Below are 21,791 nucleotides of genomic sequence, written 5' to 3'. Positions count from 1 at the left end.
CAGGCAGTCGTTGTGCGGACGTCAGGACTTGGCGTCGCCGTCGGTCTCGTCCGACTGACCGGGCTGGCCCGGCTGATCCGACTGGCCGGGGGCCTTCTCCTCCATCCCGCCGGGCGCGGTGAAGTCGAAGCTGTCCAGCTCGCTGAGGTCCGTGTCGTTCATGGCGAAGGCGACCGGGTCGGCGAAGTCGTCGTCCGACGGGAGCAGGTCCGGGTGGCCCCAGACGGCGTCGCGGCCCTCGATGCCACGGTGCTCGGTGAGCGCGGCCCAGAGCGCTGCTGCCTCGCGTAGCCGGCGGGGCCGCAGCTCCAGACCGACCAGCGCGGCGAAGGTCTGCTCGGCGGGACCACCGGCGGCCCGGCGACGGCGGAACGCCTCGCCCAACCGGACGACGTTGGGCAGCCGGTCGCTGGCGGCGCTGTCCACGACGTGGCACACCCAGCCTTCGACCAGGGCGAGCGCGGTCTCCAAGCGGGCCAGTGAGGCCTTCTGCGCCGGAGTGTCCTCCGGGGTGAAGATGCCCTCCAGGGCGATCGCCTGCATCGACTCGGGGTCGGTCGGGTCGACCCGGCCCATCGCCTCCTCGATCGCCTCCCGGTTGACCCGGATGCCCGAGGCGTACATCTCGACCGCGCTGAGCACATGCCCGCGCAGCCACGGGACGTGCTGGAACAGCCGCTGGTGGGCGGCCTCGCGCAGCGCCACGTAGAGGCGGACCTCGTCCTCGGGCAGCTCCAGGCCCTCGCCGTACGCCCGAATGTTGGCCGGGATCAGCGCGGCCGTGCCGGCCGGGCCGAGCGGCAGCCCGATGTCACCGGCGGAGAGCACCTCCGCGGCGAGCGAACCGAGGGCCTGGCCCAGCTGACCGCCGAAGAGCGCGCCACCGAGGGAGGCCACCATCGACTGCATCGGGCCGAGCTGGGCGCGCGCCTCCGGTGGCACCAGGTCGCCCATCGCGCCGACCATCCGGCTGGCGACCGGGTCGCACAGCTTGCGCCACACGTCCAGCGTCTTGAAGATCCACTCGTTGCGGTTCCAGGCAACCGGGTTCTGGATGCCGGAGGGCCACGCCGAGGCGGGCTCCAACCACAGGTCGGCCAGGCGCAGAGCCTCCTCGACCGCGTTGCGTTCGTACATCGACACCGCCGGGTCACCGGCGGCCGCGAGCTGGCTGGCGGCTACCTGCCGGGCCAGGTCCCAGTTGACCGGCCCACTGCCCGGCGCGGAGAGCAGGTGCTGCAACTGCGACATGAACTGCTGCATCTGCGCGGGATCGTTGGGGTCTGGTGGCTGCCCACCCGGGAGCGCGAAACCGAACGGAATATCAGGCACGACATCTACGGTACGCGGACCGCGCCCCAGGTAGTCGCCGCTGGCGTTGCGCTGAGGGCGAAGTCGCGCGGCGCATCCGGCGGATGACCCGTGGCCGGTCGGTACGCTCTGCGGCATGAGACGTCGTGGCCTGACGGTCCTGCTCGGTGCCCTGTTCACCGCCCTGCTGAGCATCGGGGTGCTCCGGGTGCCGATTCCGTACGTGGTGCTGGGCCCGGGTCCGACTGTCAACACCCTCGGCACGTCCGACGGTAAGGAGGTCATCCAGGTCTCCGGTCGGGAGACCTCGACCTCGGCCGGCCAGTTGCGGTTGACCACGGTGGGGGTGCAACCCACGGTGCGGTTGCGGGGGGCGATCGCGGGCTGGTTCTCCGACGACGAGGCGGTGGTGCCGCGCGAGCTGGTCTACCCGCCGGGGGAGTCGACGGAGCAGGTCGAGCAGCGCAACGCCGAGGATTTCAAGGCGTCGCAGACCAGCGCGGAGACCGCCGCGCTGCGGGAGTTGGGCTTTCCGGTGCAGGTGGTGGTCAAGACGGTGGCCGGGGACGGCCCGGCGGCCGGGGCGCTGAAGGCCGGCGATGTGATCACCTCGGTCGACGGCCAGCCGGTGCCGGTGGCCGCGAAGGTCACCGAGCTGGTCCGGGCCAAGCCGGCGGGCACGGCGTTGACCATCGGCTACACCCGGGACGGCGTGCCGGCCACTGTGGCGGTGACCAGCAAGGAGCAGGACGGCCGGCCGCGGATCGGCGTCGAGATCGATCAGCAGCAGCCGCACCCGTTCACGCTCGGCATCGACCTGGGCGACATCGGTGGGCCGAGCGCCGGTCTGATGTTCGCCCTGGGGATCGTGGACAAGTTGACACCGGCCGACCTCACCGGCGGCCAGATCATCGCCGGCACCGGCACCATCGACGACGAGGGCGTCGTCGGCCCGATCGGCGGGATCGCCCAGAAGCTGGTCGGCGCCAAGCGTGCCGGGGCGAAGGTCTTCCTGGTGCCGGCGGACAACTGCGCCGAGGCGGTCCGCAATCCGCAGCCCGATCTGCCGCTGCTGCGGGTGGGCTCGTTGGACGAGGCGATGACAGCTCTGGAGACGTTGCGCGAGGGCGGTCAGCCGACGCGTTGCTGAGCGGTGTGACCGTGCCCCGACACGCTCAGGAACACCCCGTACTCTGGGTGCCTGGTCGGAGCCGATCATATCGAGCGTGCGGAGCCAACAGTGGTCATGCGTAGCAGCAGCCCCCTTCCGAGGATGAGCCGGCGCGGGCGCGTCACCATCGCTGTCCTGGTCGGGGTGTTCGTGCTCTTCACCCTGCTCGGCTGGGGTGTCCAGGCGTGGACCGACTGGCTCTGGTTCGACGAGGTCCGCTACACCGAGGTCTTCACCGGCGTCCTGCTGACCCGGCTGTTGCTCTTCCTCGCCATCGGCCTCGGCATGGCGGTGATCGTCGGTGGCAACCTCTGGCTGGCCTACCGGTTGCGCCCGCGGCTGCGTCCGCACTCGGTGGAGCAGGCGACGCTGGAGCGCTACCGGATGGCGCTCAGCCCACGTCTCGGCACCTGGATCTCGCTGACCGCCGCGGTGGTCGGGCTGTTCGCCGGTCTCTCCGCGCAGAACCGGTGGAACCAGTGGCTGCTGTTCCGCAACGGCGGTGACTTCGGCATCAAGGACCCGGAGTTCGGGGTCGACATCGGCTTCTACGTCTTCCAACTGCCGTTCTGGCGTTACCTGCTCGGGGTCGCCTTCACCGCTGTGGTGCTGGCCGTGATCGGCGCGCTGGCGGTGCACTACCTCTTCGGTGGGGTCCGCCTGCAGGGCGTCGGTGACCGGATGAGCAACGCGGCCCGCGCCCACCTGAGCACCCTGGTCGCGGTCTTCGTGCTGCTGAAGGCCATCGCGTACGTGTTGGACCGGCGGGCGATGCTGCTGGAGTACAACGAGGGCGCCAAGTTGTACGGCGCCGGCTACGCCGACGTCAACGCGTTGCTGCCGGCGAAGGAGATCCTCGCCTACATCTCGATCGTGGTGGCGATCGCGATCCTGGTGTTCTCCAACGCCTGGATGCGGAACCTGGTCTGGCCGGGGATCTCGCTGGCGCTGCTCGGCGTGTCCGCGGTGGCCATCGGCGGCATCTACCCGTGGGCGGTGCAGACCTTCGAGGTCAAGCCGAGCGCCAAGGACAAGGAAGCGCCGTACATCCAGCGCAGCATCGACGCGACGCGGGCGGCGTTCGGGTTGGCGGTCACCGAGACGACCCCGTACGCGGCGAACAACCTCACCCCACCGGGGAACCTGGCCACCGACACCTCGGTGGTGTCGAACGTGCGGCTGCTCGACCCGCAGTTGGTCAGCGAGACGTACACCCAGCTCCAGCAGGTGCGTGGCTTCTACGACTTCGGTCCGAAGCTGGACATCGACCGGTACGGGGTGAACGGGAAGGTCTCCGACTACGTGGTCGGCGTCCGGGAGATCAACTACGGCGAGCTGACCGACCAGCAGAACACCTGGATCAACCGGCACACCGTCTACACCCACGGGTACGGGCTGGTGGCCGCCCCGGCCAACCAGGTGGTCTGCGGTGGGCAGCCGTTCTTCGTCTCCGGCTTCCTCGGCGAGAAGACCCAGGAGGCGTGCTCCTCGCAGACCGAGCAGATCCCGGCCACGCAGCCGCGTATCTACTACGGCGAGCGGATGGCGGCCGACGACTACGCCATCGTCGGGCAGGCCGACCCGAACAAGAAGGCCGAGTTCGACCGGCCGGTCGGTGAGGGCGGCGGCGAGTCCTACACCTACACCGGTGAGGGCGGTGTGGAGATCGGCTCCTTCACCCGGCGACTGCTGTACGCCATCAAGGAGCAGGAGTCGAACTTCCTGCTCTCCGAGGCGGTCAACAAGGACTCCAAGCTGCTCTACGTGCGCAACCCGCGGGACCGGGTGGAGAAGGTCGCGCCGTTCCTCACCCTGGACGGCGACCCGTACCCGGCGGTGGTCGACGGTCGGGTGCAGTGGATCGTGGACGGCTACACCACTGCGGCCTCCTACCCGTACGCGGAGAAGGTCAACCTGCAGACCGAGACAACCGACGAGTTGACCAACCGGGGCACCTTCCAGCTGGCCCGGGAGGACGTCAACTACATGCGCAACTCGGTGAAGGCCACCGTCGACGCGTACGACGGCACGGTGAAGCTCTACGAGTACGACGACACCGACCCGGTGCTGAAGGCGTGGAACAAGGCGTTCGGCGGTGACCTGGTGCTGCCCAAGGCGGAGATTCCGGTCGAGCTGAGCGAGCACCTGCGCTACCCGGCGGACATGTTCAAGGTGCAGCGCAACCTGCTCACCAAGTTCCACGTGACCAACCCGGGTGACTTCTACTCCGCGCAGGACTTCTGGCAGGTGCCCAACGTGCCGGACGCTCCGGACAGCGGTCAGAAGCAGCCTCCGTACTACCTGTTCACCCAGTTCCCGGGGCAGGAGAGCCCCCGGTTCCAGCTCACCTCGGCGGTCACCCCGAACGGCCGGCAGAACCTCGCCGCGCTGATCTCCGGGTCGTACGTCGATGGGAAGCCCCGGTTGGAGGTGCTGGAGTTGCCGGATCAGACCCGGATCTCCGGCCCGGTGCAGGTGCACCAGCAGATGACCAACAACGCGAACATCCGTCAGCAGCTCAACCTGCTCTCCAGCAACCAGGCGCAGGTGCAGTACGGCAACCTGCTCTCGCTGCCCTTCGCCGACGGGATGCTCTACGTCGAGCCGGTCTACGTGAAGAGCAACCAGCAGGACGCGTACCCGCTGTTGCAGAAGGTGCTGCTCTCGTACGGTGACGGCGGCTCCTTCGTGGCGCTCGCCGACAACATCAACGACGGCATCAAGCAACTGGTCGAGCAGGGTAAGAAGGCCGGGCAGGGCACGTCGCCGCCGCCGACGACCGGGGGCAACCCGACGACGCCGACGCCGACGCCGTCGGGGACGGCGGCGCCAACGCCGACCCCGAGCGCCGGCACCCCACCGCCGACCGGTGACCTGGCTGCCGCCGCGGACCGGGTGCAGACCGCGATCACCGAGGTCCGGGCCGCGCAGACGTCGGGCGACTTCGAGCGGTACGGGCGTGCGCTGAAGGCCCTCGACGAGGCGCTCACCGCGTTCCAGCAGGCGCAGCAGGCCGCTGGTACGCCAGGTGCCAGCCCGAGCGCCGGCGGCTGACCCGGCACGCCCGGGAGTACGTCTCGGAGCCCCCGTCAGCGGACCGCACCGGTCCGCATGGCGGGGGCTCCGTCGTGTCCGGAGCTGTGCCCCGCTGTCACTTCGCCGACAGGCGCGGACGGCCGCAACCTGCGGCACGGGTCCGCCGTCCTCATGTGTGACGGGGCAACTGAGGGGGAGCAAGTTGTGAGAGATGCGCAAAGCTTCGATGACTTCTACCGCAGCACGGCGAGGCGGATGTTGCGGTACGGCTATGCGGTCGCTGGCGACCACAGCGAGGCGCAGGACCTGGTGCAGGAGGCGTACACCAGGGCTTGGCGGCAGTGGGGGCGGCTCTCGTCGCATCCGGCGCCGGAGGCGTGGCTGCGGCTGGTGGTGGCCCGGCTGGCGACCGACCGCTGGCGGCGGCTGCGCAGTCTGCGGGGCGCGTTGCGGTTGGCCGGGCCGCCGCCGTCGGTGTCGCCGCCCAACGAGGACAGCGTGTTGCTGATCCAGGCTCTGCGTCAGGTGCCGGCCACCCACCGGCGTGCGTTGGCGCTGCACTACCTGTTCGACATGCCGGTCGAGGAGATCGCCCACGAGATCGACGTGCCGGTCGGCACGGTGAAGTCGTGGCTGTCCCGCGGCCGGGCCCGACTCGCTGCGTTGTTGCCCGATCTGGCTGTCGTGGAACTGGAGGCCACCGATGTCGCGTGAATTGTCCGAGCTGTACAGGTCCCTCGCGGCCGACGCTGACGCTGCCGATCTGAGCGTTCCCGACGTGCTGCGCCACCAGGCGGACCGTCGGGCCCGCCTCCGTGCGGCCGGGGGCACCCTTGCCGTGGCGCTGGTGGTGGTGGGCGCGGTGATCGGTGCCCAGGTGGTCACCCCGCCGCCGACGTCCGTACCCATGCCGGCCGGCACGCCGACGCCGTTGGCGTCGCCGTCTCCGAGCGTGACCGGCGCTCCGTCATCGCCGCCCGTCTCGCCGACGACGCCCGGCCGCTCCCCGGGTACGACGACGACGCCTCCGGGTGGCACCGGCACGCAGCCCGGGACGCCGACCAGCATCCCGGATCGGGCGTTCTTCGCGCTCGCGTCGAACAACCAGATCGGCATCGCGCCGAAGTTCCGGGACGTGGCAGTGCTGCCGAGTCTGTGTGGGGCAGACATCGGGGCTGAGCCGGGCGTGCAGCGCCGAACCCGGCTCCTGGTCTACAAGCTGCCGCAGAGCCCCGGCGGCGAGGGGTACGTCCCGGACGGTAGCTACACGCACTCCATCACCATTTATCAGGCCGGGCGCGCGGATGACGTGCTGGAGGAGCTGCGGCGGGCGGTGCGGGACTGCCCCGAGCAGAAGCCGCCGGGTGACACTCCGGGGCGGAGCCGGCAGCGGCTGCTCCCCGACAGTGGGTTCGGCGACGAGTCGGTGCTGTTCGAGATGCGCAACGCGGGTCAGGACGTCAACGGCGACCCGACCGGTACGGACATCGTTCGGCTGGTGCGGGCGATCCGGATCGGCGACGTGGTGACCATCCTCTGGGAGCAGGGCTGGGAGGGCACCTCCAGCCAGCGGGCGCAGGTCGACGCGGACGCTCGGCGCGCGGTCTCCGCCATCCGGAGGTGGCTTGGCTGACCGGGGTTTGCCGGCCGGCACACCAGGGTGTGCCGGCCGGCAGCCGGCGGATTCGGATGTCGTTTTGCGGGGCCCGGGGGTGGTGCGCTACGGTTAGCGAGCCGACGCGGGGTGGAGCAGCTCGGTAGCTCGCTGGGCTCATAACCCAGAGGTCGCAGGTTCAAATCCTGTCCCCGCTACAAGTTCGAAGCCCGTCTCCGGGTCACCGGAGGCGGGCTTTCGATTTTCGGCGTGGCGGGCCGCAACGGTTGGTGACCCCCGCTGATCATCACCGGGACGGATGAGTTAGTCTTAACCAGTCGACGCGGGGTGGAGCAGCTCGGTAGCTCGCTGGGCTCATAACCCAGAGGTCGCAGGTTCAAATCCTGTCCCCGCTACCACTGAAAGTGATATGAGACCGGCCCCCACAGTGTGGGGGCCGGTCTTTTTTGCTGCCGCTGCGCAATGAGCCCCCAAAGGGGCCGGCACCTCGTCGGCGCCGACCCCCGGCGGGGTGTTACCGCAGGCCGAAGGCCCGGGTGACGGCGGTGTGGGCGGTGGGGCACCGTGCGCCGCCGTGGGGTGAGGAGAGCGGCGACGACTGTGACGCCGACGGCTGCCGCCGCAGACCTTCGGGTACGAGAGATCCGCGCACTGTCTGCAGAGTTGGCCATGAGGCGAATCCGATCACCTCGGGAGATTCATGTAAAGATCATCATCTTTGCCGGGACGTTGCGGGTACGTTGCGCGCTGGCCGGCGGGTTCCGGACGATCCGGTCCCGTGATTCGGCGTGGACCGACGTGCCGAGGTTGCACCCTTCGGCGAGGATGGGCACATGTCTTCATTCGGTAAGTGGTGGGGCCGCCTGAGCGCGGTCTTCGGTGCGGTCGTACTGGCGGTCTTCGTGCCCGTCGCGGCCTGGGCGTCCACGGGCACCGGCGAGATCGTGGTGGAGGCGGCCCGGCGGCGAGGCCGCAGCGGCTTCGGGGTGCTCCCGCTGCTCTGCTGCCTGGTGGTGGTCGCGATCGTGGTGTTCCTGGTGCTGCGTCTGATGCGTAGCCGCCGGGGTGGCCCGCCGCGCTGACCGGGCCGCAGGCGCCGACGGGTCACCAGCGACCGACTTCGGGCCGGCTGCCGGTGCTCACACCGCCAGCGCCGCGATGGCCTGGGACAGGAAGCGCGCGGTCGCCTCGCGGGTGCCGTCACGCCTGACCCGGATGCGCTCGGCGGCGGTGACCAGCAGGGTGCGCACCTTGGCGTGCCCCTTCGGCGGCGGCGCCGGCGCCGGCCCGAGCAGGTCGGCGATGCTGGCGCCGAACGCGGCCGCCAGTCGCTGCGCCGGGTCGGTGATGCTGCCCTCGGCGTAGCGGCGGACCGCGGCACTGGCGTTCAGCCCACGCTCGTGGCCGAGGACGGCGCCAACCTCACCGTTGGTGGTCAGAAAGTTGATCACGTCGGCGACCGTGTCCGGGTGGCGGGTGCCCCGGAACGCCGCCCAGTACATCGACGCCCGCGCCCACTGCGCCCCCGGGGGGCCGGGGAAGCCGACGATGCCCAACTCGGACTCAGTGAGTCGTTGCAGCTCCGGTAGCTGGTGCGACCAGGCGAAGGACGCCGCGGTCACCCCGTTCACCACCAGTTGCCGGGCCGGCTCGCCGCTGTCGGCCTGCTCGACCAGCGCCGCGCTCGGCGTGGCCCGGTCCTTGCGGGCCCGCAGCCACAACTCGAACCACGCGATCAGCTCGTCCGCGCCGAAGCCGAGCTGGTTGCCCCGGTAGAACTCGCCGCCCTGCGACCGCAGCCAGAGCCAGAGCGCCCGGTAGTCGCCCGACCCGTCCATGGTGCCCGCCACCCGGCCGTCGCTGGCCTCGGTGACCTGGGTGGCCCAGGAGAGGTAGTCGGCCCAGGTCATCCCGGCGCGCGGCTCCGGCATCTCCAGCTCGCCCAGCAGGTCCCGGTTGAACACCACGACGGCGTGGGTCTGCCCGGCGGCGACCGCCATCGTCCGCCCCTCCACCGTGCCGTAGCGGATCAGACCCTCCGGCAGGCCCCGAAGGTCCAGGTGGTGATCGGTGAGGTCGAGGATGACCTGGCGTTGGGTGTACTCGGTCAGCATTGCGTCGTCGATCTGGATCAGATCCGGTACGTTCCCGCCGCCCGCCTGGGTGGCCAGCCGGTCGTAGTAGCCGTCGGCGCCCTGCCAGGTGACCCGGAAGGTGACCCGGGGGTTGCGATCCGAGTAGAGCCGTAGCGCCTTCTCGGTGAGCTCGGCCCGTTTGGTGCCACCCCACCAGAAGACCGACAGCTCGACGGGCCCGTCCTGGGCCGAGGTGGCGGCGCCGTCGCTGCACCCCACCAACCCGCCGGACGCGAGCAGAGGCGCGCCGAGCAGTGCGCCGAGCAGTCGGCGTCGGCCCGGGTCGGCGCCGAGGCGGTCGAGCGGGGGTCGAACAACGGGCACGGCGCTCTCCTGGACCTACGAGGGTGGCGGTCGGACCATTCACGCAGGCAGCGCACGAAGGTGTCAACGTCCGTCCGGTCACCCTCGGCCGGGTGGTCGAATCAGGCCCGCCAATCTCGCGTGGTGTACTAGGGCGCGTGGAACTTCTGCACTCGGGCAAGGTCCGGGACGTCTACGCCGACGGCGACGACCTGATCCTGGTGGCCTCGGATCGCATCTCGATCTACGACGTGGCGCTGCCGACGCCGATCCCGGACAAGGGTCGCCTGCTCACCGCCCTCTCGCTCTGGTGGTTCGAGCAGCTCGCCGACCTGGTGCCGAACCATGTCATCTCGGCCACCGACGTGCCCGCCGAGTTCGCCGGGCGGGCGATCCGCTGCCAGCGGCTGGACATGGTCCCGGTCGAGTGCGTCGCTCGCGGTTACCTGACCGGCGGCGGCCTCCGGGAGTACGAGCAGACCGGCGCGGTCTCCGGCGTGCCACTGCCGCGAGGGCTCGGCGAGGCGTCGATCCTGCCTGAGCCGATCTTCACGCCGTCGAGCAAGGCGCCGATGGGCGAGCACGACGAGCCCATCACGTACGACGACGTGGTGGACAAGGTGGGTCAGGCCACCGCCGAGCGGCTCCGGCAGATCACCCTCGACATCTACCGGCGCGGCGCCGAGCTGGCCGCCGACCGGGGCATCCTGATCGCCGACACCAAGATCGAGCTGGGTTGGGCGCCGGACGGCACCCTGGTCCTCGCCGACGAGCTGCTCACCTCCGACTCGTCACGGTTCTGGCCGGCCGAGTCGTACCAGCCGGGCCGGGTGCAGTTCTCCTACGACAAGCAGTACGTGCGGGACTGGGCCACCGGTAGCGGCTGGAACAAGCAGCCCCCGGCACCGGACCTGCCGGCCGAGGTGGTCGAGGCAACGCGCGCTCGCTACGTCGAGGTGTACGAGAAGCTCACCGGCAACCGCTGGGACTGACCGGGACACCGCGCTTTCACCGCTCCTGCTGGACCTGACCGTCGTCACCGCCGAGGATGGACCCGTCACCCTTCGTAGAGTCTGGGGCGGTCGGATGAACGGCGACATGTGGATCAGGGCGCTCAAGGCGGCCCGGGCCGGTGCGGGCATTTCGCAGGAGGCCCTCGCGGAGCTGATCAGGTGGAGTCCGTCCACCATCGCGGCGATCGAGACCGGGCGGCGCCGGCCCACCCCGCAGTTTGCCGAGGCGGCGGATGCGGCGCTGGACACCGGCGGGCTGCTGGCCGAGTTGCTGGCGGTGGCGGCCCGGCAGGAGTCGCCGGCCTGGTTCGCGCCGTGGCGGGCGATCGAGGCCGAGGCGGTCGCCCTCCGCACCGTTCAGCCGTCGCTGGTGCCGGGCCTGCTCCAGACCGAGGCGTACGCGCACGCGGTGCTCAGCGCCCAGGGCACCCACACCCCGGAGCAGGTCGACCAGCTGGTCGCCGGCCGGATGGCCCGCCAGGAGCTGCTGACCGGCCCGGCCCCGAAGCGGTTCACCGCGGTCGTCGACGAGACCGCGCTGCGCCGCGTGGTCGGCGATCGGGACGTCCAGCTCGCCCAGTTGGAACGGCTGGTCGAGCTGGCCACCCTGCCCCACGTCCGGCTCTACGTGATCCCCGCCAGCGCGGGCGCGCACCCCGGGCTCGCCGGCGGCTTCGTGCTGGCCAACCTGCCCGACGGCGACGAGGTGGCCTACATCGACGGGGTCTTCGGCCAGATCGTCGACCGGCCCGACACCGTGGATACCATCAGGACGATGTGGGACACCCTGCTGGGCGAGGCCCTGCCGGCGAGCGTGTCCGTCGAGCTGATCGGAAAGCTGGTGAACGAGCTGTGAACTCCGCCCCCACCCCTCGGTGGCGCGTGTCGACCCGGAGCGGCAACGGCGGCGACACCTGCGTCGAGGTGGCCGACAATCTCCCGGACCAGGTGCTGGTCCGGGACTCCACCGACCGCGCCGGCGCCGTCCTGACCTTCGCGCCGGCGGCCTGGCGCGCGTTCGTGGCGCGGGTCCGCACCGGCCGCTGAGGTCACTCCACCCAGTCGAGGGTGCGCTGCACGGCCTTGCGCCAGTTGTGCAGCTCCCGGTCGCGCAGGTCCGGGGCCATGCTCGGCTCCCACTGCGCGTCGGAGCGCCACTGCGCCCGCAGGGTGGCCAGGTCCGGCCAGAAGCCGACCGCCAGACCGGCCGCGTACGCGGCGCCCAGGCAGGTGGTCTCGGTGATCCGGGAACGGACCACCGGCACGTCGAGCACATCGGCGAGGAACTGCATGAGCAGGCCGTTGGCGGTCATCCCGCCGTCCACCCGCAGTCGGCGCAGCGCCACGTCGGAGTCGGCGTTCATCGCGTCGACCACCTCGCGGGTCTGCCACGCCGACGCCTCCAGCACCGCCCGCGCCAGGTGTCCCTTGGTGATGTAGCCGGTCAGGCCGGCGATCACACCGCGAGCGTCGCTGCGCCAGTGCGGGGCGAACAGCCCCGAGAACGCCGGCACCACGTAGCAGCCGCCGTTGTCGTCAACGGTGCGGGCCAGGTCCTCCACCTCGGCGGCCGTGGAGATCAGCCCGAGGTTGTCCCGCAGCCACTGCACCAGCGAGCCGGTGACCGCGATGGCGCCTTCGAGGGCGTACGCCGGTGGTTGGTCCTTGATCCGGTAGGCGACCGTGGTGAGCAGGCCGTGCGTCGACGGGACCGGGCTGGCGCCGGTGTTGAGCAGCAGGAAGCTGCCGGTGCCGTAGGTGCACTTCGCCTCGCCCGGCTGGAAGCAAGTCTGCCCGAACAGGGCCGCCTGCTGATCACCGAGGGCACTGGCCACCGGCACCCCGGCGAGCACCCCGCCGGCCGTGCCGTACACCTCGGCGGAGCAGCGGATCTCCGGCAGCATCGCGGCCGGCACGCCCATCGCGTCCAGCAGCTCCGGCGCCCAGTCCAGGGTGGTGAGGTCCATCAGCATGGTCCGGCTGGCATTGGTGACGTCGGTGACGTGCTCGCCGGTCAGCTTCCAGATCAGCCAGCTGTCCATGGTGCCGAAGAGCACCTCGCCGCGCTCGGCGCGTTCGCGCAGGCCGTCGACCTCGTCGAGCAGCCAGCGCAGCTTCGGCCCGGCGAAGTAGGTGGCCAGCGGCAGGCCCGTGCGGGCCCGGAACCGCTCCTCGCCGTACGCCGAAGCCAGCTCGCGCAGCAGCGGCCCGGTGCGGGTGTCCTGCCAGACGATGGCGTTGGCCACCGGGCGGCCGGTGGCCCGGTCCCAGACGACTGTGGTCTCCCGCTGGTTGGTGATGCCGACGGCGGCCAACCCGGGCGCGTCGGTGCCGGCGGCCCGCAGCGCCTCGGCGACCACCTGCTGGACGTTGTCCCAGATCTCCTCGGCGTCGTGCTCCACCCAACCCGGTCGGGGGAAGATCTGCCGGTGCTCGCGCTGGGCCACGGCGACGATGTCCCCGGCCCGGTCGAAGACGATGCACCGCGAGGAGGTGGTGCCCTGGTCGATGGCGGCGACGTACTGGGGGGTCACCGCAGCACCGTACCCGGACCGGCGGCGCGGTGCGTCAGGCGTCACGGTGGGTTTCGGCCCGCCCCCGTCGGCGGCCAGCCGCTTCGCCTACGATGTGCGAACGTGCGCGACATCGCAGTTTTCAGTGGAACCGCCCATCCCGACCTGGCTGCCGAGATCTGCGCCCACCTGGGGGTGCCGCTGCACCCGGTGCGGGTCTCCCGGTTCGCGAACGACTGCCTGGAAGTCCAGTTGCAGGCCAACTGCCGGGAGCGGGACGTCTTCCTGATCCAGCCGCTGGTGCCGCCGGTGCAGGAGAACCTGGTCGAGCTGCTGCTGATGATCGACGCCGCCCGGGGTGCCTCCGCCGGTCGGATCACTGTGGTGCTGCCGCACTACGCGTACGCCCGGTCGGACAAGAAGGACGCGCCGCGGATCTCGATCGGCGCCCGCCTCGTCGCTGACCTGCTCACCTCGGCCGGGGCGGACCGGGTGCTCGCGATGACCCTGCACTCGCCGCAGGTGCACGGCTTCTTCAGCGTGCCGGTGGATCACCTGCACGCGCTGCGGGAGCTGGCCACCCACTTCCGGCGCTACGACCTCAGCAACACCGTGGTGGTCTCGCCCGACCTGGGTAACGCCAAGGAGGCCGCAGCCTTCGCGCGGCTGCTCGGCACGCCGGTCGCGGCCGGCGCGAAGCAGCGGTTCAGCGACGACCTGGTCAAGATCAGCGCGGTGATCGGCGACGTGACCGACCGGGACGTCATCGTGTTGGACGACGAGATCGCCAAGGGCAGCACGGTGGTCGAGCTGATGGAGCATCTCCGTGGCCTGAAGGTCCGGTCGATCCGGCTCGCCTGCACGCACGGACTCTTCTCCGGCGACGCCTTGCAGCGGCTCAGCGACCAGGACGGCGTCCTGGAGATCGTCTGCACCAACACGGTGCCCATCCCGGCCGCCAAGCGGGTCCCCAAGTTGCAGGTCCTGTCGGTGGCCCCCGCCCTGGCCGAGGCGACGCGCCGAATCCACAACGGCGAAAGCGTCTCCGCCCTCTTCGCCTAACCCGCCCGCGCCTACTTCCGCCCCGCGCCGCCCCGGGCCCTGCTATCGCCCCGCGCCGCCCCGCGCCCTGCTCCCGCGCCGCGCCGACGCCCGCGCCCGCGCCCGCGCCCGCGCCCGTCGATCTTGCAGTTCCGGTCGTCGAAAAGCGTGGAATGCGCCTTACGTCGGGACAGTAAGTGCAAGATCGAGGCCAGGCCTGGTCGATCATGCAGTTGTGGTGCCTGTTTTGGTACTACTTGTTGACTTTGTCCCCCACCACAACTGCATGATCGGCGAGGCGAGGCGAGGCGAGGCGAGGCGGGGCGAGGCGAGGCGAGGCGAGGCGAGGCGAGGGGCGGGGGGCGAGGCGGGGCGGGGCGGGGGGCGGGGCGGGGCGGAGCGGGGCGAGCTGAGGCGAGGCGAGGCGAGGCGGGGCGGGTTAGCGCGGAGTGGGGTGGTGGTGGTTCGTTAGGGCGGTGGTGATGCGGACGGTGGTGCCGGCGGTGCCGGTGACGACATCCATCGCGTCGGTCAGCTCCCGGGCCAGCCAGAGCCCCCAGCCGCCAGCGGTGTCCGGGGCCGGCCGACTGCGGTCGCCCAGCCGCTGCGGGCTGATCCCGTGCCCGTAGTCGGCGACCTCGCAGACCAGGGCGCCCGACTCGCGCCAGAGCCGCAGCCAGCCGCGCCCGCCACCGTGCCGCACCGCGTTGGTGATCAATTCGTTGATCGCGAGCACGAAGTCGTCCAGCCGTTGACCGATGAGACCCGAGGCGTGCGCGCAGGAGGTGACCGAGTGTCGAATCTCGGTCACCTGGGCCTGGTCAAAGGCCTCGGCGATCAGGAGGGAGGGTTCGATGGGCACAACCGTACGCGGTGCGTGCGGATCTGCGTTCGTCATGGGCCCGTCCCGGCGGCGCATCTCGGAGTAATTCGCGGCTTTTCCACCGTACGTCAGGGTTTCCCGAACCGCACTCGCTGCTCGCCGTGCGGCCGACCCGGTTATGGCATCCTGACCGCCATGCCGTCGCCGCCGGGTGGGTTCGAGGTGCCGCTGTGGCGTGCGCTCACCGTGTTCAGGCTGGCCTCCCTGGCGTACGTCTGCGCGCTCGCGGTGCGCGACGCCGACCGGTACGCCCACCCGTACGCCGTCGGCGCCCTGATTTTGCTGATGATCGCCTGGACCGGGGCGACCGCGATCGGGTACGCCCGACCGGCCTGGCGGCGCTGGCCGCTGCTGCTGGCCGACCTCGGCGTGGTGGTGGCCATCGTGCTGGCCACCCCGTGGGTGGTCGGCCGGACGGCGCTCACCCACGGCGTACCCACCCTGGGGGTGGCCTGGATGGCCGGCCCGGTGCTGGCCTGGGCCGTCTCCGGCGGCCGGCGGCGGGGCACTGTCGCCGCGCTGATCGTCGCCGGCGCGGACCTGGCCACCCGGGAGCGGATCGGCCAGTCCTCGTTCACCGGGGTGATCCTGATGCTGCTCGCCGGCGTGGTGGTCGGGCACGTGGCCCGGCTGGCGGCGAGCGCCGAGGAGCGGCTGCAACAGGCGGTGGAGCTGGAGGCCGCCACCCGAGAGCGGGAGCGGCTGGCCCGGGACATCCACGACTCGGTTCTCCAGGTGTTGGCGCTGGTGCAGCGGCGCGGCGCGGACCTGCCCGGGGAGGCCGGCGAGCTGGCCCGGCTGGCCGGCGAGCAGGAGGCCGCCCTGCGGGCGCTGATCGCCGGCGCCGGCCCGGCCGCCGGCAGCCTCCCGGACGGCGGTGAGGCGGTGGACCTGCGCACCCTGCTCGGCCGGTACGCCTCGGCGGCGGTGGCGCTCTCCGCCCCGGCCACCCCGGTGCCGCTGCCCCGACGGGTGGCCGGCGAGTTGGCCGCCGCGACCGGCGCGGCCCTGGACAACGTGGGGCGGCACGCCGGTGGGCGGGCCTGGGTGTTGATCGAGGACGAGGGGGCGACGGTGACCGTGTCGATCCGCGACGAGGGGCCGGGCATCCCGGACGGCCGGCTGGCCGAGGCGGCCGCCCAGGGCCGGCTCGGCGTCACCCAGTCGATCCGGGGCCGGGTGGCCGACGTGGGCGGGACGGTCCGGATCGTGTCCGCCCCCGACGCGGGCACCGAGATCGAGCTGAGCGTGCCGAGGTCAGCGCGGTGAACCCGATCCGGGTGATGGTGGTGGACGACCATCCGATGTGGCGGGAGGGGGTGGCCCGCGACCTGACCGAGGCCGGGTTTCTGGTGGTGGCGACCAGCGGTGAGGGGCGACAGGCCATCCGGGTGGCCGCCGCCGCCCGGCCCGACGTGGTCGTTCTCGACCTGCAACTACCGGACATCTCCGGCGTCGAGGTGATCCTGGGGTTGCGCGCGGCGCTGCCCGCCGTACGGGTGCTGATGCTCAGCGCCAGCGGCGAACAGCAGAGCGTGCTGGACGCGGTCAAGGCCGGCGCCACCGGCTACCTGGTGAAGTCGACCGCGCCCGCCGAGTTCCTGGAGGCGGTCCACCGCACCGCGGCTGGCGATGCGGTCTTCACCCCCGGCCTGGCCGGGCTGGTTCTCGGCGAGTACCGCCGGCTGGCCGCCGGACCGGGTCTGGGGACCGGCCCGGCCGGCGCTGCCGAACCGGCGACGCCCCAGCTGACCGAACGGGAGACGGAGGTGCTGCGGCTGGTGGCGAAGGGGATGTCGTACAAGCAGATCGCCCAGCGGCTCGGCCTGTCGCACCGCACGGTGCAGAACCACGTGCAGAACACCCTGGGCAAGCTGCAACTGCACAACCGGGTCGAGCTGACCCGGTACGCCATCGAGCGCGGCCTGGACGACTGAGCGGACGTCAGACTGAGCGGACGTCAGGCTGAGCGGACGTCAGGCTGAGCGGACGTCAGACCGAGCGCGGCGGCTCCGTCTCGTGGATGGCCAACTCCTCGGCGGTCGCGCCGCCTCCGGCCGATCCGGCGTCGTACGCCACCGAGTCGGTCTCCTGGTCGGTGTGCGCCCCCTCGTCCGGTTCCACCAGCCGGCCCACCGTGGCGTCGGCGGCCGTGCCGAGCTGACCGTGGTCGTAGAGGGAGACCGGCGAGTTCGGGTCCGAGGTCGGCCCGGGATCCATCACGTCGGCGTCCAACTGAGCCTCCGCCGCGGCTTCCAGATTGTCCGCCTCGAAGGCGATCTGCGGGTCGATCGTCCCGGCCAGCGGGTCGTCCGCCGGGCGTTCGTAGACCTCACGGTCGAGCTTGTAGTCCAACGACTCACCGTCGAGCTGCTCCTCGGCGGTCGTGCCGAACCGGTCCACCGCCACCGGCGTCCGGTCGCCGGGCAGTTGGGCCGGGTCCGGACCGTCCGCCTCACGCCCGGTCAGGACGTCGTCGTTGGCGCTCGAGTCGTCATCGGCGGTGTCGGGAAACCCCTGCGCCTCGGTGTCGGACACGGGGGTCGGGTACTCGTTGTCGCGCATGTCTGATCACTACCCACTGCCCTCCCGCCATAACCGGGCGACCGTCGCCGGTACGACGCGGAACCGGGCGCGGACGGCGAAAGCCCCGTCAGGTGGCCTCGTCCTCCGGGTCCAGCACACACCAGACGACCTTGCCGTCCGGTACCGCACTGCTGCCCCAACGACGGGTCACCGTGTCGATCAGCAGCAGGCCCCGGCCGCCGGCCCGGGTCGGTGGAGATATCCCGGCGAACGTCGGCTGACGCGGCGAGTGGTCGCGGACCGCCAGGTGCAGGGTGGTCTCCCCGGGCGCCAGTCGGACCGTCATCGGGGTCCGGGCGTGCGCCACCACGTTGTTGACCATCTCGGTGATCGCGATGCACGCCGGGTCGATGAGCGTCGGCATGCCCCACCGCTCGCAACCGGTGGCGACCAGCTCGCGCGCCTGCCGGGCGGCTCCCACCACCGGGGCCAGGTCGGCGCTGAGCACTGCCGCCAGTGGTGTCGCCGCGACCGCGGCCAGCGCGCCGTCGAGCGTCGGCCAGGCCGGCACACCGGCCAGCGCCGCGTCCGGCTGGGCGGGCCCGTCGACCGCCGGGTCACACAGCAGCAGATCCGCTGCGGGCCAGTCGGCGACCTCCCGGCGTACGTCGGCGAAGACGCCCCGCCCGGTCGGGTCGACGACCCGCAGGCCGGTCACGTCGGCCACCAGCGGACCGGGCCGGGCCGCGAGACGGGCCAGCAGCGCGCCGCGTACCGCCTCGGTTGCGGCGGCATCGAGGACACCGGTCAGCCGGACCACCGCTGACGACTCGTCGATTTCCACGAGACAGCTCGACATGATCGCCCCATTGTGCGCGCCGGTGACGGTCAGCGCATTCGGGCGCTCGACATCGGCCATCAGTGGTCCGACCCGGAGCGGCGGCTGATGGCCGCCACGGTGCCGACAGCGGTGCCGGCGGCGGCCAGACCGAACACGGCCGTCATCCGCACCAACTGTCGCCGTCGACCGTGCCAACCCCCGTCCGCGCGCGCCTGGGCATCGGCGTGGAACACGTTGCCGCTGCTGTCCATCCGGGCACCCGGACCGAACTGGGTGCGGTGCGCGTACCAGCCGAGGGTGCGCTCCACCAGCGCGGGCGCCAGCCGCCACTGGAGGCCGATCAGCCGGCCCGCGCCACCGGCGTACGCCTCGCGGCGGGGCCGGCGCAGCAGCCGGACGATGGTCTCGGCGACCACCTCCGGCGGGTAGATCGGCGGTGGCGGCACCAACTCCCGGCCGCTGTGGTTGCCGGCGTGCCGAAAGAACGGGGTGTCGATCGTGGCTGGCAGCACGGTGCAGACGGAGATCTGACCGCGGCCGGTGACCCGCAGCTCCTGTCGGACGGTGTCGGCCAGCCCGCGGATGCCGTGCTTGGTGGCGTTGTACGCCGACTGGTACGGCATGGCCACCTCGGCCAGCACCGAGGCGTTGTTGATCAGCACACCGCCACCGGCGGCGTCCAGGTAGGGCAGGGCCGCCTTGATGCCGTGCACCGCCCCGAGCAGGTTGACCTCCAGCACCCGGCGGAACTCGGCGACCGGGATCTCGTCGAACAGGCCCACCGCGCTCACCGCGGCGTTGTTCACCCAGGCGTCGATCCGGTCGAACTCGGCCGCCGCCTGATCGGCCAGCCGCCGCACCGACTCCAGGTCGGTCACATCGGTCGGTACGACAAGCGCCCGACCGCCCAGCTGCCGGCAGTGCTGGGCGACCTGTCGCAGGGCGGGCTCACTGCGGGCGGCCAGCACGACGGCGGCGCCCCGGCGGGCCAACGCGTACGCGGTCGCCGTGCCGATCCCGCTGGACGCGCCGGTGATCACCACGGTCGAATCGTCAAGACTGCGGGTCAGCGGCATTCCACAGCGGTACCCCCGGCCGTACCTGGTCACACCGGCAACGGCTTGTCGATCATCGTCGCACCGGGTGGTCGCGTGTCGCATGTGCTTGCCGTGGCGCAAGTGTCGGTGGCACTCGCGGGGACTCTTCCTGATCTGCCAGGTTTCGGCTCAGCGTCGCGGGGTTAATGGGACGCTCTGACCGGGAGGACCACCGCCGAGGAAAGATCGCAGGGAGGTGACCCATGCGCGTCGGCCTCGTCTGCGCGCACGCCAGTTCCCACCGCCACGCCGATGGGCCGCCAGTTGGCACCCGACAGCACATCGCGCGGGTCGCCGCCGAGCTGGCCGAGCGAGGCCATGATGTCCGGCTCTACCAACGCCGGGACGACCCGGCACTGCCGGCGACGACGAACGTCGACGGCTACCAGGTGCACCAGGTGCCCGCCGGGCCGCCCACCCCACTACCCACCGCCGAGCTGATCCCGTACGTGACGGAGGTCGGCCGCTGGCTGGCCGACGAATGGTCGGGTGCCTGGGCGCCCGAGGTGGTGCACGGGCACTACTGGGTCGGTGGCCTGGCCGCCGCGCACGCCGTGCGGGAGACCGACATTCCGGTGGTGCAGACGTTCCACTCGCTCGGCATCGAGCAGCTGCGTCACCTGGGCGGGCACTACGACGGGCCGGGTCAGCGGATCACGCTGGAGCGGGCGTTGACCCGGGCGGTCGACATCGCCGTGGCCCAGTCCAACGACGAGGTCGACGAGCTGACCCGGATGGGCCTGCAACGCACCTCGGTCGCGTTGGTGCCGGCCGGCGTCGACATCGACCTGTTCCACCCCGACGGCGAGGCCGCACCGCGCGAACAGCGGCCCCGCATCCTCTCGGTGGGTTCGCTCGCCGCCGGGCACGGCCAGGAGGACCTGGTCCGGGCGATGCGGCTGGTCGGTGACGCCGAGCTGGTGATCGCCGGCGGGCCGCCGGCCGACCAGTTGGCCAACCACGCCGAGGCGCGACGGCTGCGCGAGCTGGCCGAGCAGATCGGCGTGGTCGACCAGGTACGGCTCGTCGGGGCGGTGCCGCACGACCAGATGGCCACCTGGTACCGGTCGGCGGACGTGGTCGCCTGCACGCCGCACTACTCCTCGGCCGGGCGGGTGTCACTGGAGGCGATGGCCTGCGGGGTGCCGGTGATCGGCTACGCCATGGGCGGGCTGGCGGACGCCGTTGTCGACGAGGTCACCGGCCGTCTGGTGCCCCCCGGTGACGTACGTGCCCTCGGAGTGTCGTTGCGCCGGCTGCTCGCCGACAACGCCGGCCGGTTCGCGTACGGGCACGCCGCGGTGGACCGGGTGCGCAGCAGCTACACCTGGGAGCGGACCGCCGGTGCGTTGGAGCGTCTCTACGAGCGGGTGGTGAGCCGCCGCAAGCCGGTCGAAGCCTAGGACCTGAAGCGCCTCGGGTGCCGGTCGGTCAGCCTGGCCGGCCGGCACCGACCATGGCGGGGTCCCGACGGCGGGTCACCGAGCGGTGCTGCTGCGGTTCGGCGTACCGGGTCAGGCCGATCACCGCGGCCAGGGTGACCAGGAAGCCGACCGCGGCCAGCCACTCCCGCCCCGGCCAGATCTTGTCGTTGAGCAGCAGCAGGCCGACGATCGCGGCCGGCACCGCGCCGGCCGCGTCCATCGCGGCGACCGCGGCGGTCGTCGAGCCGCGCTGCATGGCCAGACCGAGCAGCAGCTGACCGACGATCGAGTGGGCGATCAGCAGGTAGAACAGCGGGTTGGTGAGGAACGCCTCGGCGGACGGCGCGGAGGCCAGTGGTCGGGCGGCGACCGCGGCCGAGCTGAACGCCAGCCCGGCCAGTGAGCCGAGGGCCACCGAACCCGGTGCCCCGTGCAGCCGGACGGCGAAGATACCGAGCACCGCGATCACGCCGAGCGCCACCAGCAGGGCGATCGAGCCGGCGGTGCCGAGCTGCTTCGACGGCGCCGGCCGGGCGGACAGCACCAGCGCGGTGATCCCGGCGAAGAGCAGCGCCAGCAGCACCACCTCCGCCGCCGGAAGCCGCCACTTCAGCACCAGCACCCCGAGGATGGCGGTCACCCCAAGCCCGGCGGCCACGCTGGCCTGCACGAGGAACAGCGGCAGGTCCCGCCGGGCCAGGAAGGCGAGCACGAAGCCGCCGATCTGGCAGCCGAGGCCGACCAGGTACGTCCGGTGCCCGGCGAGGCGCAGCAGCAGGCCCGGATCGAAGGTGTGGTGGACCGTGGTGCGGGCCGCCGCCACCGACTGGAGCAGGTTGGCGAAGCCGTACGCGACGATCATCGCCGCGAGAAAGCACCAGC

The 21,791-nt window shown here is 71.7% G+C and carries 20 protein-coding genes and 2 tRNA genes; 14 read left to right on the top strand and 8 right to left on the bottom strand.

Annotated elements, in window-relative coordinates; all coding sequences use genetic code 11:
- Positions 1-21: 21 nt before the first annotated feature.
- Positions 22-1,332, bottom strand: a complete 1,311-nt coding sequence (locus ABZU52_RS03030; RefSeq protein WP_354969414.1) for a zinc-dependent metalloprotease — start codon at positions 1,330-1,332, stop codon at positions 22-24.
- A 115-nt stretch (positions 1,333-1,447) separates the two neighbouring features.
- Between ABZU52_RS03030 and ABZU52_RS03025 the strand changes: the two genes are divergently transcribed.
- The 7 genes from ABZU52_RS03025 to ABZU52_RS02995 all read left to right on the top strand — a co-directional run bounded on the left by ABZU52_RS03025 (position 1,448) and on the right by ABZU52_RS02995 (position 8,215).
- Positions 1,448-2,461: a PDZ domain-containing protein gene (locus tag ABZU52_RS03025; RefSeq protein ID WP_354969413.1), complete on the top strand. Its 1,014-nt coding sequence runs from the start codon at positions 1,448-1,450 to the stop codon at positions 2,459-2,461.
- Positions 2,462-2,557: 96 nt separating this feature from the next.
- Positions 2,558-5,536: a UPF0182 family protein gene (locus ABZU52_RS03020; protein ID WP_354969412.1), complete on the top strand. Its 2,979-nt coding sequence runs from the start codon at positions 2,558-2,560 to the stop codon at positions 5,534-5,536.
- A gap of 186 nt (positions 5,537-5,722) precedes the next feature.
- Positions 5,723-6,232 (top strand): SigE family RNA polymerase sigma factor, encoded by a 510-nt coding sequence (locus ABZU52_RS03015; protein WP_354969411.1) that lies wholly within the window; start codon positions 5,723-5,725, stop codon positions 6,230-6,232.
- Entirely contained in the window at positions 6,222-7,151 is a 930-nt protein-coding gene (locus ABZU52_RS03010; RefSeq protein ID WP_354969410.1) for a hypothetical protein, read from the top strand. The genes ABZU52_RS03015 and ABZU52_RS03010 overlap by 11 nt, the downstream gene beginning before the upstream one ends.
- Positions 7,152-7,256: 105 nt before the next feature.
- Positions 7,257-7,330: transfer RNA gene (locus ABZU52_RS03005), tRNA-Met, on the top strand.
- A gap of 124 nt (positions 7,331-7,454) precedes the next feature.
- A tRNA-Met gene (locus ABZU52_RS03000) sits at positions 7,455-7,531 on the top strand.
- Positions 7,532-7,966: 435 nt separating this feature from the next.
- Positions 7,967-8,215 (top strand): hypothetical protein, encoded by a 249-nt coding sequence (locus ABZU52_RS02995; RefSeq protein ID WP_354969409.1) that lies wholly within the window; start codon positions 7,967-7,969, stop codon positions 8,213-8,215.
- Positions 8,216-8,272: 57 nt separating this feature from the next.
- Here ABZU52_RS02995 and ABZU52_RS02990 read toward each other — a convergent pair whose 3' ends face one another.
- Positions 8,273-9,592, bottom strand: a complete 1,320-nt coding sequence (locus ABZU52_RS02990) for an extracellular solute-binding protein (RefSeq protein WP_354969408.1) — start codon at positions 9,590-9,592, stop codon at positions 8,273-8,275.
- Positions 9,593-9,729: 137 nt separating this feature from the next.
- Between ABZU52_RS02990 and ABZU52_RS02985 the strand changes: the two genes are divergently transcribed.
- From ABZU52_RS02985 to ABZU52_RS02975, 3 genes are all read left to right on the top strand, one after another.
- Complete coding sequence (locus tag ABZU52_RS02985) at positions 9,730-10,563, top strand: phosphoribosylaminoimidazolesuccinocarboxamide synthase (RefSeq protein ID WP_354969407.1); 834 nt, start codon at positions 9,730-9,732, stop codon at positions 10,561-10,563.
- Positions 10,564-10,657: 94 nt separating this feature from the next.
- Complete coding sequence (locus ABZU52_RS02980; RefSeq protein ID WP_354969406.1) at positions 10,658-11,440, top strand: helix-turn-helix transcriptional regulator; 783 nt, start codon at positions 10,658-10,660, stop codon at positions 11,438-11,440.
- A 26-nt stretch (positions 11,441-11,466) separates the two neighbouring features.
- On the top strand, positions 11,467-11,631 hold the full coding sequence (locus tag ABZU52_RS02975) for a DUF397 domain-containing protein (protein ID WP_347663237.1): 165 nt from the start codon (positions 11,467-11,469) through the stop codon (positions 11,629-11,631).
- A 2-nt stretch (positions 11,632-11,633) separates the two neighbouring features.
- Here the strand turns inward: ABZU52_RS02975 and glpK are convergent, their stop codons facing one another.
- Positions 11,634-13,118, bottom strand: a complete 1,485-nt coding sequence (glpK, locus tag ABZU52_RS02970) for a glycerol kinase GlpK (RefSeq protein WP_354969405.1) — start codon at positions 13,116-13,118, stop codon at positions 11,634-11,636.
- A gap of 102 nt (positions 13,119-13,220) precedes the next feature.
- Between glpK and ABZU52_RS02965 the strand changes: the two genes are divergently transcribed.
- Positions 13,221-14,159 (top strand): ribose-phosphate pyrophosphokinase, encoded by a 939-nt coding sequence (locus tag ABZU52_RS02965; RefSeq protein ID WP_354969404.1) that lies wholly within the window; start codon positions 13,221-13,223, stop codon positions 14,157-14,159.
- A 418-nt stretch (positions 14,160-14,577) separates the two neighbouring features.
- On the opposite strand, the gene ABZU52_RS02960 is transcribed toward ABZU52_RS02965, so the two are convergent.
- Positions 14,578-15,036, bottom strand: a complete 459-nt coding sequence (locus tag ABZU52_RS02960; RefSeq protein WP_354969403.1) for an ATP-binding protein — start codon at positions 15,034-15,036, stop codon at positions 14,578-14,580.
- A gap of 120 nt (positions 15,037-15,156) precedes the next feature.
- On the opposite strand from ABZU52_RS02960, the gene ABZU52_RS02955 reads away from it, so the two are divergent.
- Together ABZU52_RS02955 and ABZU52_RS02950 are read left to right on the top strand one after the other, a co-directional pair.
- Positions 15,157-16,290, top strand: coding sequence for a DUF5931 domain-containing protein (locus tag ABZU52_RS02955; RefSeq protein WP_354969402.1), 1,134 nt, complete (start codon positions 15,157-15,159; stop codon positions 16,288-16,290).
- 14 nt (positions 16,291-16,304) lie between these two features.
- Complete coding sequence (locus ABZU52_RS02950; protein ID WP_354969500.1) at positions 16,305-16,958, top strand: response regulator transcription factor; 654 nt, start codon at positions 16,305-16,307, stop codon at positions 16,956-16,958.
- Positions 16,959-17,013: 55 nt separating this feature from the next.
- Here the strand turns inward: ABZU52_RS02950 and ABZU52_RS02945 are convergent, their stop codons facing one another.
- The 3 genes from ABZU52_RS02945 to ABZU52_RS02935 all read right to left on the bottom strand — a co-directional run bounded on the left by ABZU52_RS02945 (position 17,014) and on the right by ABZU52_RS02935 (position 19,464).
- Positions 17,014-17,586: a DUF5709 domain-containing protein gene (locus ABZU52_RS02945; protein WP_354969401.1), complete on the bottom strand. Its 573-nt coding sequence runs from the start codon at positions 17,584-17,586 to the stop codon at positions 17,014-17,016.
- An 88-nt stretch (positions 17,587-17,674) separates the two neighbouring features.
- On the bottom strand, positions 17,675-18,466 hold the full coding sequence (locus ABZU52_RS02940) for an ATP-binding protein (protein ID WP_354969400.1): 792 nt from the start codon (positions 18,464-18,466) through the stop codon (positions 17,675-17,677).
- Positions 18,466-19,464: an SDR family oxidoreductase gene (locus tag ABZU52_RS02935; RefSeq protein WP_354969399.1), complete on the bottom strand. Its 999-nt coding sequence runs from the start codon at positions 19,462-19,464 to the stop codon at positions 18,466-18,468. Before ABZU52_RS02935 ends, ABZU52_RS02940 begins: the two co-directional genes overlap by 1 nt.
- Positions 19,465-19,688: 224 nt before the next feature.
- On the opposite strand from ABZU52_RS02935, the gene ABZU52_RS02930 reads away from it, so the two are divergent.
- A complete protein-coding gene (locus ABZU52_RS02930; protein ID WP_354969398.1) occupies positions 19,689-20,888 on the top strand; it encodes a glycosyltransferase in 1,200 nt (399 codons plus the stop codon).
- A gap of 28 nt (positions 20,889-20,916) precedes the next feature.
- Here ABZU52_RS02930 and ABZU52_RS02925 read toward each other — a convergent pair whose 3' ends face one another.
- Entirely contained in the window at positions 20,917-21,771 is an 855-nt protein-coding gene (locus ABZU52_RS02925) for a hypothetical protein (protein ID WP_354969499.1), read from the bottom strand.
- Between the last annotated feature and the right edge of the window lie 20 nt (positions 21,772-21,791).

It is taken from the genome of Micromonospora sp. NPDC005220, from assembly GCF_040607895.1.
Classification (GTDB): domain Bacteria; phylum Actinomycetota; class Actinomycetes; order Mycobacteriales; family Micromonosporaceae; genus Micromonospora.
Note: the sequence above shows the minus strand (reverse complement) of the source record. Positions and strands in the feature narration are given on the sequence as shown.